General features: G+C 66.8%; 19 protein-coding genes and 1 tRNA gene. 7 read left to right on the forward strand and 13 right to left on the reverse strand.

From position 1 onward, the window contains the following. The first annotated feature begins 11 nt into the window (after positions 1 to 11). The 5 genes from ACFQDH_RS20955 to ACFQDH_RS20975 are packed head-to-tail and all read left to right on the forward strand — an operon-like array spanning position 12 to position 6,203. Positions 12 to 935, forward strand: a complete 924-nt coding sequence (locus tag ACFQDH_RS20955; RefSeq protein ID WP_382404309.1) for a 2-hydroxy-3-oxopropionate reductase — start codon at positions 12 to 14, stop codon at positions 933 to 935. Continuing rightward, positions 932 to 2,710 carry a glyoxylate carboligase gene (gene gcl, locus ACFQDH_RS20960; protein ID WP_382404310.1) on the forward strand — a complete coding sequence of 593 codons (1,779 nt, stop codon included), beginning with the start codon at positions 932 to 934 and terminating at the stop codon, positions 2,708 to 2,710. The genes ACFQDH_RS20955 and gcl overlap by 4 nt, the downstream gene beginning before the upstream one ends. 31 nt (positions 2,711 to 2,741) lie before the next feature. Further along, positions 2,742 to 3,881, forward strand: a complete 1,140-nt coding sequence (locus ACFQDH_RS20965; RefSeq protein ID WP_382404311.1) for a glycerate kinase — start codon at positions 2,742 to 2,744, stop codon at positions 3,879 to 3,881. Further along, positions 3,878 to 5,335, forward strand: a complete 1,458-nt coding sequence (allB, locus tag ACFQDH_RS20970; protein WP_382404312.1) for an allantoinase AllB — start codon at positions 3,878 to 3,880, stop codon at positions 5,333 to 5,335. The genes ACFQDH_RS20965 and allB overlap by 4 nt, the downstream gene beginning before the upstream one ends. 16 nt (positions 5,336 to 5,351) lie before the next feature. After that, positions 5,352 to 6,203: a fumarylacetoacetate hydrolase family protein gene (locus ACFQDH_RS20975; protein WP_382404313.1), complete on the forward strand. Its 852-nt coding sequence runs from the start codon at positions 5,352 to 5,354 to the stop codon at positions 6,201 to 6,203. A 25-nt stretch (positions 6,204 to 6,228) separates the two neighbouring features. Here the strand turns inward: ACFQDH_RS20975 and ACFQDH_RS20980 are convergent, their stop codons facing one another. From ACFQDH_RS20980 to ACFQDH_RS21035, 12 genes are all read right to left on the reverse strand, one after another. Continuing rightward, the gene (locus tag ACFQDH_RS20980) at positions 6,229 to 6,717 is read right to left on the reverse strand and encodes a DUF4395 domain-containing protein (protein WP_382404314.1); all 489 of its coding nucleotides are present in this window, start codon (positions 6,715 to 6,717) and stop codon (positions 6,229 to 6,231) included. 67 nt (positions 6,718 to 6,784) lie between these two features. Then, complete coding sequence (locus ACFQDH_RS20985; protein WP_382404315.1) at positions 6,785 to 7,813, reverse strand: hydroxyacid dehydrogenase; 1,029 nt, start codon at positions 7,811 to 7,813, stop codon at positions 6,785 to 6,787. After that, positions 7,810 to 9,243, reverse strand: coding sequence for an aminopeptidase P family protein (locus ACFQDH_RS20990; RefSeq protein ID WP_382404316.1), 1,434 nt, complete (start codon positions 9,241 to 9,243; stop codon positions 7,810 to 7,812). The genes ACFQDH_RS20985 and ACFQDH_RS20990 overlap by 4 nt, the downstream gene beginning before the upstream one ends. Positions 9,244 to 9,458: 215 nt before the next feature. Then, positions 9,459 to 9,531: transfer RNA gene (locus ACFQDH_RS20995), tRNA-Ala, on the reverse strand. Between the two features lie 83 nt (positions 9,532 to 9,614). After that, positions 9,615 to 10,382 carry a siderophore-interacting protein gene (locus tag ACFQDH_RS21000; RefSeq protein ID WP_382404317.1) on the reverse strand — a complete coding sequence of 256 codons (768 nt, stop codon included), beginning with the start codon at positions 10,380 to 10,382 and terminating at the stop codon, positions 9,615 to 9,617. Next, positions 10,357 to 10,878: a DUF4442 domain-containing protein gene (locus ACFQDH_RS21005; RefSeq protein ID WP_382404318.1), complete on the reverse strand. Its 522-nt coding sequence runs from the start codon at positions 10,876 to 10,878 to the stop codon at positions 10,357 to 10,359. The genes ACFQDH_RS21000 and ACFQDH_RS21005 overlap by 26 nt, the downstream gene beginning before the upstream one ends. Beyond that, positions 10,875 to 11,072 carry a histidine phosphatase family protein gene (locus ACFQDH_RS21010; RefSeq protein ID WP_382404922.1) on the reverse strand — a complete coding sequence of 66 codons (198 nt, stop codon included), beginning with the start codon at positions 11,070 to 11,072 and terminating at the stop codon, positions 10,875 to 10,877. The genes ACFQDH_RS21005 and ACFQDH_RS21010 overlap by 4 nt, the downstream gene beginning before the upstream one ends. Continuing rightward, positions 10,982 to 11,539: a histidine phosphatase family protein gene (locus ACFQDH_RS21015; RefSeq protein ID WP_382404319.1), complete on the reverse strand. Its 558-nt coding sequence runs from the start codon at positions 11,537 to 11,539 to the stop codon at positions 10,982 to 10,984. Before ACFQDH_RS21015 ends, ACFQDH_RS21010 begins: the two co-directional genes overlap by 91 nt. Then, on the reverse strand, positions 11,536 to 11,895 hold the full coding sequence (gene rsfS, locus ACFQDH_RS21020) for a ribosome silencing factor (RefSeq protein WP_382404320.1): 360 nt from the start codon (positions 11,893 to 11,895) through the stop codon (positions 11,536 to 11,538). The genes ACFQDH_RS21015 and rsfS overlap by 4 nt, the downstream gene beginning before the upstream one ends. Next, complete coding sequence (nadD, locus tag ACFQDH_RS21025; protein WP_382404923.1) at positions 11,892 to 12,506, reverse strand: nicotinate-nucleotide adenylyltransferase; 615 nt, start codon at positions 12,504 to 12,506, stop codon at positions 11,892 to 11,894. Before nadD ends, rsfS begins: the two co-directional genes overlap by 4 nt. Then, entirely contained in the window at positions 12,503 to 12,697 is a 195-nt protein-coding gene (locus tag ACFQDH_RS21030; protein ID WP_188838242.1) for a hypothetical protein, read from the reverse strand. The genes nadD and ACFQDH_RS21030 overlap by 4 nt, the downstream gene beginning before the upstream one ends. Before the next feature lie 328 nt (positions 12,698 to 13,025). After that, entirely contained in the window at positions 13,026 to 13,487 is a 462-nt protein-coding gene (locus tag ACFQDH_RS21035; protein WP_382404321.1) for a GNAT family N-acetyltransferase, read from the reverse strand. 177 nt (positions 13,488 to 13,664) lie between these two features. Here ACFQDH_RS21035 and ACFQDH_RS21040 point away from each other — a divergent pair, with 177 nt between their 5' ends. Further along, on the forward strand, positions 13,665 to 15,113 hold the full coding sequence (locus ACFQDH_RS21040) for an HNH endonuclease signature motif containing protein (RefSeq protein WP_382404322.1): 1,449 nt from the start codon (positions 13,665 to 13,667) through the stop codon (positions 15,111 to 15,113). Between the two features lie 132 nt (positions 15,114 to 15,245). Next, complete coding sequence (locus ACFQDH_RS21045) at positions 15,246 to 15,494, forward strand: hypothetical protein (protein WP_382404323.1); 249 nt, start codon at positions 15,246 to 15,248, stop codon at positions 15,492 to 15,494. Here ACFQDH_RS21045 and ACFQDH_RS21050 read toward each other — a convergent pair. Continuing rightward, on the reverse strand, positions 15,487 to 16,146 hold the full coding sequence (locus ACFQDH_RS21050; protein WP_382404324.1) for a methyltransferase domain-containing protein: 660 nt from the start codon (positions 16,144 to 16,146) through the stop codon (positions 15,487 to 15,489). The genes ACFQDH_RS21045 and ACFQDH_RS21050 overlap by 8 nt on opposite strands. Positions 16,147 to 16,375: the final 229 nt, after the last annotated feature.

A 16,375-nucleotide genomic window follows, 5' to 3' on the forward strand; every position in this document is an offset into this window, starting at 1 on the left:
GGAGCCAGATCATGAACAACACCAACACCACCGTCGCCGTCATCGGCCTCGGCATCATGGGTGCGCCGATGGCCGCCAACCTCGTCGGCGCGGGATACCAGGTCGTCGGATACAACCGCGGGCAGGAGGCGATCGACAAGCTCGTCGCAGCCGGTGGCAAGGGCGCCACGTCCGTTGCCGACGCCGTGCAGGATGCCGACGTCATCGTCACGATGGTCCCAGACTCCCCCGACGTCGCTGCGGTCGCACGTGGCACGGACGACGAGCCGGGCCTGATCGCGTCCGCCAAGGCGGGAGCGACCTGGATCGACTGCTCGACGATCCGTCCGGACATCGCCCGCGAAGTCGCCGAGGACGCGAAGGCTGCCGGCCTGAAAGCGCTCGACGCGCCGGTCTCCGGTGGTGAGGCCGGTGCCGTCGAGGGCACGTTGTCGATCATGGTCGGCGGCGACTCCGGCGACCTCGAGGCAGTCCGGCCGATCCTCGAAACCGTAGGCAGCACAGTCGTCCACGTCGGCCCGAGCGGATCCGGACAGACCGTCAAGGCTGCGAACCAGTTGATCGTCGCCGGGACCATCGAGCTCGTCGCAGAGGCTTTGGTCTTCCTCGAGGCGTATGACGTGGACACGACCGCGGCCGTCAAGGTGCTGGCCGGTGGACTCGCGGGCAACCGGATCCTGGACCGCAAGGCGGCCTCGATGATCAAGCGCGAGTTCGAGCCCGGCTTCCGCATCGACCTGCACCACAAGGACATGGGCATCGTGCTCGACTCGGCGCGCGCGGCCGGCGTCGCCATCCCACTCGGCAGTCAGACCGCTCAACTCGTGCAGGACCTGCGCAACCTCGGCCACGGCGGCCTCGACCACTCCGCGCTGCTGCTGCTCGTGGAGCAGCTGTCCGGCCGCAGCACGAAGAATGAAGGTGAGTCGCGATGACACGCATGCAGGCGGTTGACGCAGCAGTCCTCATCCTCGAGAAGGAAGGCGCCACACAGACTTTCGGTCTGCCGGGGGCAGCAATCAACCCGCTGTATGCCGCAATGCGTCGCCACGGTGGGATGCGGCACGTCCTCGCCCGACATGTCGAGGCTGCCTCGCACATGGCCGAGGGTTACACGCGGGCCGCGCCAGGCAACATCGGTGTGTGCCTGGGCACGTCCGGCCCGGCGGGCACCGACATGATCACCGGTCTCTACTCCGCCGGCGCCGACTCGACGCCGATCCTCGCGATCACCGGTCAGGCACCGATCGCAAAGCTGGACAAGGAGGACTTCCAAGCCGTCGACATCGCGTCGATCGCGGCACCGGTCACCAAGTGGGCGGTCACCGTGAAGGAAGCCGCGCAGGTCCCCGGCACGTTCGCGAAGGCGTTCTGGCTGATGCGTGAAGGCCGGCCCGGCCCGGTGCTGATCGACCTGCCGCTGGACGTGCAGCAGGCCGAGATCGAATTCGACATCGACACCTACGAGCCGCTGCCGGTCACCCGCCCTGCCGCGACGCAGGCACAGGTCGCGAAGGTCTTCGATCTGCTGCTGGCGGCGGAGCGTCCGGTGCTGATCGCCGGCGGCGGCATCATCAATGCCGACGCGTCCGACAAGCTGGTCGAGGTTGCCGAATTGCTCGGCATACCAGTCATTCCCACCCTGATGGGTTGGGGCATCATCCCCGACGACCACCCGCTGCACGCCGGCATGGTCGGACTCCAGACGGCACACCGTTATGGCAACGAGACGCTGCTCGCCTCCGACTTCGTGCTCGGTGTCGGCAACCGGTGGGCCAATCGTCATACCGGCGCACTCGATGTCTACCGGCAGGGGCGTACGTTCGTCCACGTCGACATCGAGCCGACCCAGATCGGTCGCGTCTTCGCACCCGACTACGGAGTCGTCTCCGATGCGGGCGCTTTCCTGGATGCCCTCCTGGCCGAGGCCAGCCGTCGCCAAGCGGACGGCCCGTTGCCGGACAACGCCGTCTGGGCCAAGGACTGCCAGCAGCGCAAGGCCACCCTGCAGCGCAAGACCCACTTCGACAACGTCCCGATCAAGCCGCAGCGGGTCTACGAGGCGATGAACGCCGCGTTCGGCCGCGAGACCACCTATGTGTCGACGATCGGCCTGTCCCAGATCGCCGGTGCGCAGTTGCTGCACGTCTTCGGTCCGCGCCGCTGGATCAATTGCGGCCAGGCCGGTCCACTGGGCTGGACGCTGCCCGCAGCGCTGGGCGTCGCGACGGCGAAGCCGGAGCAGCCGGTCGTTGCCCTGTCGGGTGACTACGACTTCCAGTTCCTCATCGAAGAGCTGGCCGTCGGAGCGCAGCACAACATCCCCTACGTCCACGTGCTGGTGAACAACTCCTACCTCGGGCTGATCCGCCAGTCGCAGCGTGCCTTCGACATGGATTACTACGTGTCACTCGCCTTCGAGAACATCAACTCTCCGGAGGTCGAGGGGTATGGCGTGGACCACCTCAAGGTCGTGGAAGGACTGGGCTGCAAGGCGATTCGGGTCCACCAGCCGGAGGACCTGGAGGCGGCATTCCGCAAAGCGAGCGCGATGGCAGCTGAGCTGAAGGTGCCCGTCGTCGTCGAGGTCATCATGGAGCGGGTCACTAACATCTCCATGGGTGCTGCGGGCATTGACACGGTCACCGAATTCGAGGAGATCGCACTGTCAGCGGCCGACGCACCCACCGCAATCCTGCCGATCGGGTGATCGAGCAGGCAGAAGCCGATCGGAGCGCGCAGTGCGAGTGATCATCGCCCCGGACAAATTCAAGGGGTCCCTGCCTGCCGATGCCGTGGCCGAGGCGCTGGCCACCGGGATCGCGCGGGTCACCGCGGCCGACGTGGAGTTGGTGCCGATGGCGGACGGTGGCGACGGCACCGTCGATGCCGCTTTGCGGGCCGGCTACACCGCCTCGCGGCATACGGTGACCGGTCCGATCGGTGAGCCGGTCGAGGCGGTCCTCGCAATACGCGGCGACACCGCCGTCGTCGAGCTGGCGACGGCGTCCGGACTTGCCCTGTTACCAACGGATTCCCTTGCACCGGTGACCGCGACGAGCCGAGGCACCGGCGAGCTGGTGGCCGCGGCACTCGACGCGGGCTGCACCCGGATCGTGCTCGGGCTCGGCGGCAGCGCGTGCACCGACGGGGGCGCTGGGCTGCTTGCCGCTCTCGGCGTGCGTTTCCTCGACGCAGCTGGGCGCCGGCTGCCCGATGGCGGCGCGGCGCTGGCCGACCTCACTCGAGTCGACCTTGCCGGTCTGGACCCTCGCCTCGTCCGCACCGACTTCGTCGTCGCGCTGGATGTCGACAACCCTCTGCTCGGCGAGACCGGTGCCGCCGCGATCTTCGGTCCGCAGAAGGGCGCGAGCCCCGACCAGGTCCGGCAGCTCGACGACGCACTCGCCCACTACGCCCGGGCGTTGGCTGCGACCATCGGTTCGGTGGTCGATGACGCGGCAGCCACGCCCGGGGCCGGTGCGGCAGGAGGCGTCGGCTTCGCCGCACTCGCCATACTGGGTGCGACTCCGCAGACCGGGCTGGAGCTGGTGGCAGATCTCGTCGGCCTCGCCGAGCGCGTGCGCGGCGCCGACCTGGTGATCACCGGCGAGGGCAGCCTCGACGAGCAGAGCCTGTCCGGCAAGACCCCGGTGGGCGTTGCCCGCATCACACGGGCGGCTGGTGTGCCGCATGTCGTGGCCGTGTGCGGTGTGAGCACACTGGACGAGAATCAAGTGGTCGCGGGCGGCTTCGATGCTGTGTGGACGCTCGCCGACCTGGAGTCGGACGTTGCGCGCAGCATCGCGAACGCGGCCGCACTCTTGACCCTGACCGGTGAGCAGATCGGTCGCTGGATCGCTACCAAGGAGAGCCGATGACTGAGTCCCCCACTTTGGCGCACGTCAACCAGCCAGATGTGGTTCGGCAGCAGATCGCCGATTTCACTGCTGCGCATGGAGATCCACGTTCGGCCGACGCTGGAGCCACCAGCACCGCGGGCGGTCTCGACCTCGTCCTACGCGGTGCTCGCGTGCTGGTCGACGGAAGCGAGTCTCCTCGCGAGGTCGCCATTTCCGGTGGCCGGATCGCCGCGATCGAGCCGCTCGGCACCGGCCTGCAGGCACCCGCCGTGGTCGTTCTGGGTCCCGACGAGGTCCTCATGCCAGGTGTCGTCGACGCGCACGTGCACGTCAACGAACCCGGGCGCACCGAGTGGGAGGGCTTCGCGACCGCGACCCGCGCGGCTGCAGCCGGGGGTGTCACCACGATCATCGACATGCCGCTCAACTCGATCCCGTCCACGGTGACCGGGCCGGCACTGGACTACAAGCGCATGGTCGCCTCCGGCCAGGTCTTCGTCGACGTCGGCTTCTGGGGCGGTGCCGTGCCGGGCAATCGGGAGGAGTTGCGCGGGCTGCACGACGCAGGAGTGTTCGGTTTCAAGTGCTTCCTGCTGGACTCGGGAGTCGATGAGTTCCCTCCCCTGACACCCGACGCTCTGCAGGACTACCTCACCGCGATCGCCGAGTTCGACGGCTTGATGATCGTGCATGCCGAAGACGCGGCGACCATCGGCGCCGCGACGCCGGCACACGGCACGCGTTATGCCGATTTCCTCAACTCCCGACCGCGCGAGGCCGAGAACCTCGCCATCGCCCAGGTCGTTGAGCGCACGCGGCACAGCGGCGCCCGGGCGCACATCCTGCACCTGTCCTCCTCGGATGCGCTGCCTACTCTGCGCGCCGCGAAGCACGACGGTGTCGACATCACGGCCGAGACCTGCCCGCACTACCTGACGCTGTCGGCCGAGGATGTGCCCGGTGGTGGCACGGCATACAAGTGTTGCCCGCCGATCCGGGAGACCGCGAACCGCGAGTTGCTTTGGGATGCACTGGCCGACGGCACGATCGATTACATCGCGTCCGACCACTCTCCCTCGACGGTCGAGCTGAAGGACCTCGAGCACGGTGACTTCGGCACTGCGTGGGGCGGCATCGCGTCGGTGCAGCTCGCGCTGCCCGCCGTCTGGACCGAGGCGCGACGTCGCGGCATCGACCTGGCGACTGTCTCGGAGTGGATGACGTCCCGCCCGGCCGACCGAATTGGCCTGCGCCACAAGGGAAAGCTCGCGGTCGGGTATGACGCGGACCTCGCGGTCTTCGCGCCCGACGAGGAGTTCGTCGTGGACGCCGCCCGACTCCAGCACAAGAATCCCGTCTCGGCGTATGACGGCAAGCACCTCACCGGCGTCGTGCGCCGCACGTTCGTGCGTGGTGTGGCCGTCGACGGCGACAAGCCGGCCGGCCGACTGCTGGTCCACGGCACCGACTGACGAAAGCAGGACAACCATGCGACTACTTCGGGTTGGCGATCTTGGCGAGGAGCGCCCGGCCGCGTTCGCGCCGGACGGCTCTGTCGTCGACGTCTCGTCAGTGGTGCCGGACTACGACCACCGAACGCTCGAGCGCGACTCGCTGGCGCGTGTCGCCGCAGCGGTGGCTGAGGGCCGCCTGCCGGTGGTCGACCTCGCGGGGACCAGGGTCGGTCCGCCGGTCTCGCGGCCCGGCAAGGTCGTCTGCATCGGACTCAACTACCGCGACCACGCCGCAGAGACCGGTGCGGCGATCCCGACCGAGCCCATCGTCTTCATGAAGGACCCGTGGACCGTGGTCGGTCCGGACGACGACATCCCGATCCCGCGCGGGAGCAGCAAGACGGACTACGAAGTCGAGCTCGCCATCGTCATCGGCCGGACCGCTCGCTACCTGGACGGACCGGAGCAGGCGGCCGAGCACATCGCCGGCTACGCAATGGCCAACGACGTCTCGGAGCGCGAGCTGCAACTCGAGCGCGGCGGCCAGTGGGACAAGGGGAAGAGTTGCGAGGGCTTCAATCCACTCGGGCCGTGGCTTGTCACGCCCGACGAGTTCGACCCGTCGAATGCTCCGATTCGGTTGCAGGTCAACGGATCCGACCGCCAGGTCAGCAACACCGACCAGTTGATCTTCGATGTGCCCACGGTCGTGCACTACCTGAGCCAGGTCATGGTGCTCCACCCCGGGGACGTCATCAACACCGGCACGCCCGGCGGGGTGGCCATGGGGCAGGCAGACCCCAAGCCGTACCTGCGGGACGGTGACGTGGTCGAGGCCGAGATGACCGGGTTGGGCCGGATGCGGCAGGTCTTCCGGCAGGCGTGAGCACTGCTGGCCCCCGCGTCTTACGTCAGGCGCGGACCTTCGCACGCAGGCTGATGTCCGCGCACGCTTCGCAGGTCTCCGCGGGTATGACGCCGGCGCGCATCAACTGACCGAAGGCGAAGCACCCGGCGCAGAAGCCGAGCACGCTCTCCAAGGTCGCGAAGACGGCGAGCACGACCAGCAGAACCGTTGAAACCCCCTGCAGTCCAACCAGGTTCAGCACAAGGGCAGCGCCTGAGAAGGCGAGCCCGATGGCTTGGGCAAACCGTTTGGGTGGCCCCGGGACGAGCTTGGCGGTGCCGAGTCGTGGAGCGATGACCCTCGTCGCGAGTTGGCCGAGCGGGCTGAACCTTGGACCGCCGGCGACCCTGGCGGCGAAACCAAAGGCGAGCACCAGCAGGACGATCCACCAGCCGGTGATCGCGCCCAGGATGCTGAGGACAACGACGCCCGCCGCAACCGTGCGAGCAGCCTTCTCGTTGACCGGGTTCGGAAAGTCGAATATCTGGGACACGTTCAAAGCATAACCATTCGTTTGCGTCCTGATAATTTTGTGTCACATATTGGCGGACTCGGCCACCTCACGCGATGCGGGTCAGCTCGCTCGCCAGCACCGGGAACCGTAGCGGGCGCCCTTGCGCAACACGCTCCACCTCGTCGACGGCGGTCACGCCCATCCGCAGCACTTCGTTACCCATCGAACCCGCGATATGTGGTGTGAGAACGACATTCGGGAGCCCGAAGAGCGGGCTGTCCGCAGGAAGAGGCTCCGGATCCGTGACATCCAGGTAGGCGTCCAACCGTCCGGAGACGACGTGCGGCTCGAGGGCGGCAGTGTCGACCAGACTGCCCCGCGCCGTGTTGATCAGGACGGCGCCGTCGCGCATCAACGCCAGCGATCGGTCGTTGATCAAGTGCCGGGTCGACGGGATCGCGGGCACGTGCAGCGTGACGAAGTCACTGCGTCGCAACAGGTCGGGCAGCTCGACCAGCTCGGCACCGGCACGCCGTGCCCCGTCCTCATCGAGAAAGGGATCGCTGACGAGCACGCAGACGTCGAGCACGCGCAACAGGTCGATCACCCGGCGGCCGATCCGGGAGGCACCGACCACCCCGACCGTGACGCCGTGGGTGCCGTGGGTTAGCGCCGCTTCGTCGAACGATCGCTTCTCTCCGGTCGCCTGGTATGACGCAAGGTGTCGCGAGAACCGTTTGCACGCGAGAATGACTGTGGCCAGGGTGAATTCGGCGACAGGCACCGCGTTTGCCTCGGCCGCACTGGACACCTGGAGACCGGCGTCCCACGCTGAGGCGTCCAGGAAGGCCTTGACCGACCCGGCCGCGTGGACGATCGCCCGCAGCCTCTCGAAGTGCCGCAGGACGTCTGCATCGATGCGTGGGACGCCCCAGCCGGTGATCAGGATCTCCACCGCCCGCAGGTCGACATCCTTGCTGTCGAAACGTTGCAAGAGTCGTGGCTCACCCGCGTCGTTCGTCAGCACTGTTGCCACGTTCCGGAGCCGACCGAGGCTCGCCTCGTCGAACGCGGTGCGGTAGGCGGCGTCGGACATCGCCATACACACCACGGGCCGAGCCACTGCGTCGGTCAACCGCGCAGTTGTTCGCTGGTCCACCGCTCCAACCCGGCCGCGTCGATGGGCAACGCGTCCGACAGGACGTCGATGCCCGACTCGGTGACGACGAGGTCGTCCTCAATCCGGACACCGATGCCACGTAGCTCCGGAGGAACCTGCTCGTCGTTGGCGTGGAAGTAGAGGCCCGGCTCGACGGTGAGCACCATCCCCGGTTGCAATGCAGCGTCCTGGTAATCGGCCGTCGTCGACGTCGAGCAGTCGTGCACGTCCAGGCCCAGGTGGTGGCCGATGCCGCACACGATAAAGCGTCGGTGCTGCTGTCCGTCGCGGGACAGTGCCTCGTCGACGGAGACCGGGAGCATGCCCCAATCGGCCAGCCCCTGAGCGATCACCTCCATGGAGCGGTGGTGGAAGTCCTGGAACGTCCGGCCCGGCCGGACGGCGTCCAGGCCGGCGCGGTGCGAGCGTTCGACGAGGTCGTGCACCATCCGCTGCTCCGGCGTGAACTCTCCTGCGACCGGGATCGTTCGGGTCACGTCGGCGGTGTAGAAGGCCTTGCCCTCCACACCCATGTCCAGCAGCAGTGCGTCCCGCTCGCCTAGTGCACTGTCACACCTGGTCCAGTGCAGCACCGCGGCGTTGCGTCCGGTCGCGACGATCGTGCCGTAACCGACGTCGTTGCCGAAGGTACGAGCGTGCCGGTTGAAGGTGCCCTGCAGCCAACGCTCACCGCCGCCACGAACGGCGGTCGGCAGCTCCGCACCAACCGCTCGGAACCCGTCGATCGTGATGTCGACGGCGGACCGCAGCTGCGCGATCTCCCACTCGTCCTTGATCATGCGCAACCTGGAGAGAGTCTCACCGAGAGTCGTGTCACCTACAGGTCGTATGACGCCAAGGCCCTCGTCGACGAATCCCCCTACCAATACTGATGGCTCGGACTCGAGCAAGCCGGCGACGTCATCCAGCGGTCGCACGTCGAGACCGAGGGCATCTGCCCAGTCCGCAATGCCTGGCACCGGCCCGGTCCACAGCTCGCCGTGAATGATGTCAGAGAAGAATCCGGCGCTACCTGGCTTTGCGGGCGGCGGCAGATACAGCGTCGCATCGGGCCTACCGCCGGTCGTCCGGATCACGACCACGGCACTCTCGATCGGAGCTCCGATCAGCCACAGGAAGTCTGAGTGGGCACGGAACTCGTAGTTGCAGTCGTCGTTGCGCACCGGCGACCGGCCCGCACCGACCACAATCACCCGACCAGGCAGGGCCGCCGCGAGTCGTTCGCGATGGGCGGCAGCTGCGGCAGCAGCACCGGAAACGACTGCAGGATCACGCTTTTCGGTCCGCCATCCCTGCCGTATGTCGGCGAGGAATCCAGAAGTCTCGCTCAAGCGCGGCAACCCGCTCATCCGCAGGTCCCTAGCCGCCTCAGCCTGGTCCGTCATCGATCGTGCTCCTGCATCTCCTCGGTCGTTATGAACGACAATACCTACCACCAGAACGCGCAAAAAAGGGACCAGCGATGCGTGCCTGGTCCTTTTCGATCTGTGGAGCATAGGGAGCCGTCGTCCTCGCTCCGCTGCGGCTCCTCCCGAATCCACTGTGTTCACAAAACGACGAAGGACCAGGCAAAAAACGTGCCTGGTCCTTCGTCGTTTTGTGGAGCATAGGGGATTCGAACCCCTGACCTCTTCCATGCCATGGAAGCGCGCTACCAACTGCGCCAATGCCCCAGAGTGGGTGTCGATCCGGAGAACCGGCGACCGCCATACTCTAGCCAGCCGGAGGCGGCTGCACCAAATCGGGGACGCCTCGGTCAGCCCACAGGCGCAGCTGCGTCTTCGGTCGCCAAGTCACGCTTCCAGGTGCGGAACGCCTCCTCGCTGCGACCGTGCCGCCAGTAGCCGGAGATCGACGCCAGCGCCGCCGGTATGCCGCGCTCCTTCCGCAGGTAGGGCCGCAGCTGTCGCATCGTCACTTCCGCCTCGCCGTGGGCGAACACCTGCACCATGCCATCCGGCCACGGCGCGTCCAGCACGGCGTCCCGCAGCTGCGAGTGATCGTCACCGATACGGCGCACCCAGTGCACTTCGAAACCCTCAGGGAGCGGCAGAGCGAGCTCGTCGGCGACGTCGCCGGTCTCGGCATACACCGCGCCGCGAGCGCCATCGGGCATTGCACGCAACGCGGCGCTGATGGCCGGGAGCGCGGTCTCGTCGCCGATCAGCAGGTGGAAGTCGGCGTCGGCGCTCGGCGTGTAGCCACCGCCGGGACCCATCATCGGCAACCGGTCCCCCGGCTCCGCGTTCGCAGCCCACGGGCCGGCGACACCCTCATCACCATGTATGACGAAATCGATTGCAAACAAACGGTTTTCGTCATCAACCCGCTGGATCGTGTACGTGCGCCGAATCGGATCCGCATCGCCGGGCTGTAGGAACACCAGCTTCACGTAGGCGTCGGTGTGACTGCGTGCGGCGATGGCGTCGAACCCGTCGCCGCCGAACCAGACGCGGGTCAGGTGTGGGGTGAGCGTCTCCGTCGAGACGACGTGCAGGTCATGTGGCACACGGGGGCCGGGCATGCAACAGCTTGTCCTGGCGCTTGCGGATGTAGACCTGGCGGCGCACGTGCGCGACGACGGTGCCGTCATCCAGGGTGAGGTCGGTCTCGAACCAGTGCAGGACCTTCTGCCCGGACTCGGCCTCGGCACGGATCTGCTCGGCCACCTCGCGTGGCACCTCGAAGCGACCGTGCACCGTCGAGGTGCCCGGGCTGAGGTAGTCGATTTCAGCCTTGGCGTCCCACACGTAGTAGCCCTTGCCCAACTGGTTCCACAGCAGCAGCGCGAAGAACGCGTCGGACATCGACCCGATCGAGCCGCCGAACGCAGTGCCCTGCTGGTTGCGGTTGAAACGGTTGAGCCGCAACTGAGTTCGGCATACGGTCCAGTCGTCGGAGAACTCACGCACCCGGATGCCCGCGCCGAGCAGCGGCGGGTAGAGGCACATCGCCCGAGCGAACCAGCGCGGCGCGATGGTGCGGCGACCGCCGAACTTGGACGACTTCGCATCGCTCATCGGGACATCGCCCCTGCCATCACGTGTGCAGACTGCTGGACGTTCCAACCGGCGATCTGCCAGCCACCCGCGCGCTCGACAAGCAGCGCCCAGTGGCAGTTGCTCATCCCGTGGAAGGCGTGGAAGGCGACCCGCTGCGGTACGCCGGCGAGCGCCGCGCACAGGGTCCGGGCAGCGAAGCCGTGCGTGGCGATCGCGGCGGTCTCCCCGCTTCCAATTGCCCGATGACGTCCCGCGCACCGGCCACCACCCGATCGGCGACTTCGGCGACGGTCTCCCCGGTCTCGCCACGACGCAGGTCCTCGCCGGCATTGATCCGGTCCAGCAGATCGCCTTGTGTCGCGCGAATCTCCGGTGTTGTCAGGCCTGCCCAGCTGCCAACACTGATCTCCCGGAACCGCGGGTCGAACCCCACGGTAAGCCCGGTCTCGTCCGCAAGCGCTCGCGCAGTGTCGGCTGCGCGACTCAGGTCAGAGGCAACGATCCGTGAAACGTCGTATGCCGCAAGGCATTTCGCGGCAGCAGCTGCTTGCTGGCGGCCGCGGTCGGACAGCGGTGCGTCGAACTGCCCCTGCCAGCGGCCGGTGGCGTTGTAGTCGGTCTCACCGTGGCGCCATACGACCAGGCGCCGGGGCGCCGCGCTCATTCGTGCAGTGCTCACGCCGTCAGGTCGATGGTCGGGCAGTCGCGCCAGAGCCGCTCGAGGGCGTAGAACTCGCGCTCGTCCTCGTGCAGCACATGCACCACGATGTCGCCGAAATCGATGAGCACCCAACGGCCTTCGCGGCCGCCGCCCTCACGACGGATCGGCTTGCTGCCCAACTCGCGCAGGCGATCCTCGACCGCATCCACGACCGCACTCACCTGCCGCTCGGTCTCACCGGAGGCAACGACGAAGACATCCGTCAGCGCCAACTGATCGCTGACGTCGATCGCCACGACATCGGTCGCGAGCTTGTCCTCCGCCGCGGCGGCTGCGGCCTTGGCCAAATCGATGGCCCGTGCGGTCGCTGTCACCCTTGCGCCTCCTTCATTGCGCCGGCTTCCGGCTTGTAGAGCTGATATTTACCGATGTACTGGACGACACCGTCGGGCACGAGGTACCAGACCGGCTCGTCGTCGACGACCCGCTGGCGACAATTCGTCGAGCTGATCGCCATCGCTGGAACCTCCATCAACCGCACGTGCTCGGGCGGCAGACCCCGGTCGGACAACACGTGCCCGGGTCGGGTGACGCCGATGAACTGCGCGAGCGGCCACATCTGGTCGACGCCGTGCCAGGACAAGATCTGCGAGAGCGCGTCGGCGCCGGTGATGAAGAACAACTCGGCGTCCGGCCGCTGCTTGTGCAGGTCGGTCAGGGTGTCGAGTGTGTAGGTGGGTCCGGGCCGGTCGATGTCGACCCGACTGACGGTGAACCGCGGGTTGGACGCGGTCGCGATCACCGTCATGAGGTAGCGGTGCTCGGCCGAGGTGACACCGCGGCCGTCCTTCTGCCAGGGCTGACCCGTCGGCACGAAAACGACTTCATCGAGGTCGAGACGCGTCTGCACCTCGCTGGCCGCAACCAGGTGGCCGTGGTGAATGGGGTCGAACGTGCCGCCCATCACCCCCAGCCGGACGGTCAGTGCTCCTTCTCCCCTTCAGCACCGTCGCTCAGGTTGGCGGCGGTGTTGCGGAACGTCCACAGGATGCCGAGCAACAGCAGGAACACAGCGAACGCGATCAAGCCGTAGAGGATGTGCGGCATCGGCAGATGGTTCTCCTCCAGCTTGGGCACGGTGGAGTCTGTTGCGATCTGGACCAAGGACGACCTCATGGCCGACAGCTTATCGGGTATGGCGGGGGCTGCTCACATGGATGCCCTGGTCGGCGAGGAATGCGCGAGCGCGACCGAACTGGCGGTCGTTGGAGAAGGCGTACCAAGTGTCGGCAAGGTCCTCGTCGTGGATCAGATCACGGAAACGCCGGAAGGAGCCCTTGCCCTCGATGGCCCGCTGCAGCTTTGTCCGCAGCCGTCGTTGTCGCGGCCACTCACCGCAGCCGCGGATGAATTCCGAGCTCCTCCATCGGGTCGATCTTGTCCTGCCCGACGACGCAGCGATGCGTCCAGTCGTCGCTGAAATCGAAGGTGAACTGAAACTCGACTATTCGACGTCGAAGCGGTGCGGGATGGCGTCGCCACCTTCCCGGTAGGGCGTGAAACCCATGGCCGCGTAGTAGGCCAGGGCAGGCGAGTTGTCGGCGCCGATGGTGGCATCGATATGTCGCAGCCCAGCTGCCTTTGCGGCTGCCAGAGACGTGGCGAAGAGGCGGCGACCGAGTCCGCTTCGACCGGCGTCAGGCCGGATGTGGGTGCCGATGATCCCCCACCCCTCAGCCACGTCGTACGGGTTCCCCTGCCATGCCCGCTTGAGCGACTGGAAGCCGACAACGCGGCCCTCCTGCTCGGCGACCGTGCACGCAACACCGTGCTCCCTGTCGAAGTAGCGCTCGCAGACCGACGCGAGGTCGACCGGGCTCGCCCGCAGACCTGCTCGGTAGATCGCGTTCTGCACCTCCACCATGTCCTCGGCGTCGGTCGGGCGTGCGGGCCGGATCTCGGTCATGTCCTCATCTTGCCGCACGGTCGGTGCCTCCCAGAGCCAGGCCGGAACCACCCAGCGCGACGGCCGCTGCGTATACGGATTAACCGAAATGTGTTCGATGAAATGCTAGCCATTAACACGGGTCCCAGGTATCCTGTAAGTAAGCGAAACCGCTTACAGGGGAAGGGGATTCACGCCATGAGCATCAGTCATTCGGTGGTGGATGGTGCCCCGGTCGCGGCGCCGGGTCGGGGACCGGAAGTGCTTGGGATCCTGCAGGCTGCGGCGCAGGTGATTGACGAGGTTCCGGGTGCGGTGCATCAGCTCGGCGACGACCAAGAAGCAGAGCTGATGTCGATCCTGTTGCGGTTACAGGGCCGGTCGTCACAGGTGGGCGCGATCGTGGCCGCGGACGCGGTCGACAGGGGCGCGGTCACGAGGTCGGATGCGGCCACCACCGGGCAGTGGATCAGCGGGCGGCTGAGTGGCGAGACACGGCTGGAGCCCAAGACGATCCGGGCGATGGCGTCAGTCGCCGACGCGTGCCAGCACCGCAAGAACACCGTCATCACCCAAGCCCTACTCAAGGGATCGTGCTCGGTGGAGTCCGCGCGGACCGCCCTGATCCAGGCGGACAAGGTCGGCCCGGTGATCCCGACCGCCGAGCGTGACGAGGTGCTGGGCTGGTTCCTACGGATTGACCCCGCGCTGGGGTGTGACGGGTTGACGAGGTTGACTCGGGCGATTATCGACCGGTTCGCCCCGGAGAAACTGTCCAAGGATGACGAGAAGCTTGAGGGCACCGAGTCGTTGTCTTGGTCCACCACTGCGACGGGGATGACGCGGTTGGTGGCGGAGCTGTCGCCGGCGAACGCAGCGATCCTCAAGGAAGCGATCAACGCCAAGTCCGCACCCCGGCCCGCGAAACCCACTCACCCGACAGGCAAGACCGACGGAGCCGACGAGACCTCAGGGGCAGACAACGCTGCTGCCGAGGCTGCCCCAGCCGCTCGGAGCCACGGGTCGGGTGCGGCATTCGGACTCAACCTCGACGACGACACTGACGATTCGTCCACAAGTTCAGGGCAACCGGTGCGGGATGAGCGGTCGCCGGGTAAGCGCCGGGCCGACGCGCTCATGGACCTGGTTGGTGCCGGTGCCCGGGCAGCGGCCGGGGAAGGTACTCAGGCGAGTGCGGCGACGGTGCTGCTGACGATGGGATTGCAGGAACTCCTGGCCGGTCACGGCGCCACCACCAGCACCGGTGACGTGCTCGACGCGGGTGCTGCCCGCCGGTTCGCGTGCACCGCCGACCTGATCCCGGTCGTGCTCGGCGGCCCCAGCCAACCCCTGGATGTCGGCCGGCGAGAACGGTTGGCCACCAAAGCAATCCGGGTCGCAGTGATCCTGCGAGACGGCGGATGTTCCTTCCCGGGCTGCGATCGGCCACCAGGTTTCTGCGAAATCCACCACGTCACACCCTGGTGGGCCGGCGGCGAAACTTCCCTGACGGATTCGGCGATGCTGTGCGGCCGACATCACCAGACCGTGCACCGCCAGGGCTACACCGCTGAGGTACGACCCGACCGTGTGGTTTGGGACCTCACACCCGGCCGGATGCCCGGCCACCAGACCGCTTCTGCTTGAGCCCCACCACGGCGGCGATTCCGATTTGAGTTGGAGTCGTCCGCGCCGTCAATCCGCCTGCCCCGAAAGCCATTTCGCATCTTCAAATCGATGCCATCCGTGTCGCCGCTGCCGTAGCGGCCATCGATCCCGATGATCGCTCGCGATCAACGGGATCGACTGACGGCAACTCTCGCGGGTGCTGACCTGAGCGAACTCAATTCCGTCATGTTGCGACGCGCCATCACCGACCGGCAGCTCAGCGCATCCGACCCACGAGTCCCGTCCGACCCCTCAGGTCTTCTACAGGACCGCACGTGGTCCGCAGCGCCCGCTGCCGACGAGAACCGGTCAGCGGATCTGGCCGTCGCCCTCGACGCCGCAGACGTTGCCGTCACCTGATGGCGGTGACCAGGAGCCAACGACCCGTCATCGTCTGGTCCTTGTCCACGCGGTCGTATGCCTTGGCCAGTACATCGAGTCGCTGCTCATAGCTCAAGGTCCGAAACATCCCACCGAACACCGGAACGGATAACCAGGCACGAGCCTGCTGGACGCTGCGCGGATAGCTGACGATCTCCCACCGTGCGTCCAATCCGGCCGTAGCGAGCATCTCGGTGACCGAGGTGATCGTCAGGCGCCGCCTTCGGACATCCGTGGGTCGGACGAAGTCATGCTCTGCCTCCGCAACCTGCACCATCAGCTCGACCAGACTGGGCGAGTCCAGTCCTCGATCGCCCTGGTCCTGCACCTGATGGTCAATGCTTTCGGCCGCACACTGCACCCAACGGACCCGTGGAACGGTGATCCGTTCGCGGGCCACCCGTTGCATCGCCTCGGACCGGTCGATCGCGATGAGTCGCGCGCGTTCCTGCATCAGCTCAAGGAGCGCCTGCGTGGTCTCGCCTGTTCCTGAGCACAAGTCGACTACCCGGTTCGCATCGGCAATTCCAGCCCGCGCGACCAGGTCCCGGCTGGTCTCTCGGTACATCGGATACGAGTCGGTGAACTCGGAGTACTTCTCGGCGTTGGTCGCATCGTCCCACCCAGACACGGTCTGAAATGTACCTCGACTCCCAGATGACAGGCTCTTCAACGCCTCAGCGAGATCTCTCTATTGAGCTGGTCAGCGATTAGCCACGACCAACACTGCGCTGAGACAGCTGAAGGTCACAGCCAAGCCCAGATGAGCGAGGCGTCCTTCCACTCGCATAGCCTTGATGCCAACGAAATGCCTCAGCTTTGCTGCAGTCGCAGAAGGGTCGAAATCGACCGTGACGCGT

The sequence above is a fragment of the Flexivirga alba genome (assembly GCF_042661025.1).
In the GTDB taxonomy this organism is placed as follows: domain Bacteria; phylum Actinomycetota; class Actinomycetes; order Actinomycetales; family Dermatophilaceae; genus Flexivirga; species Flexivirga alba.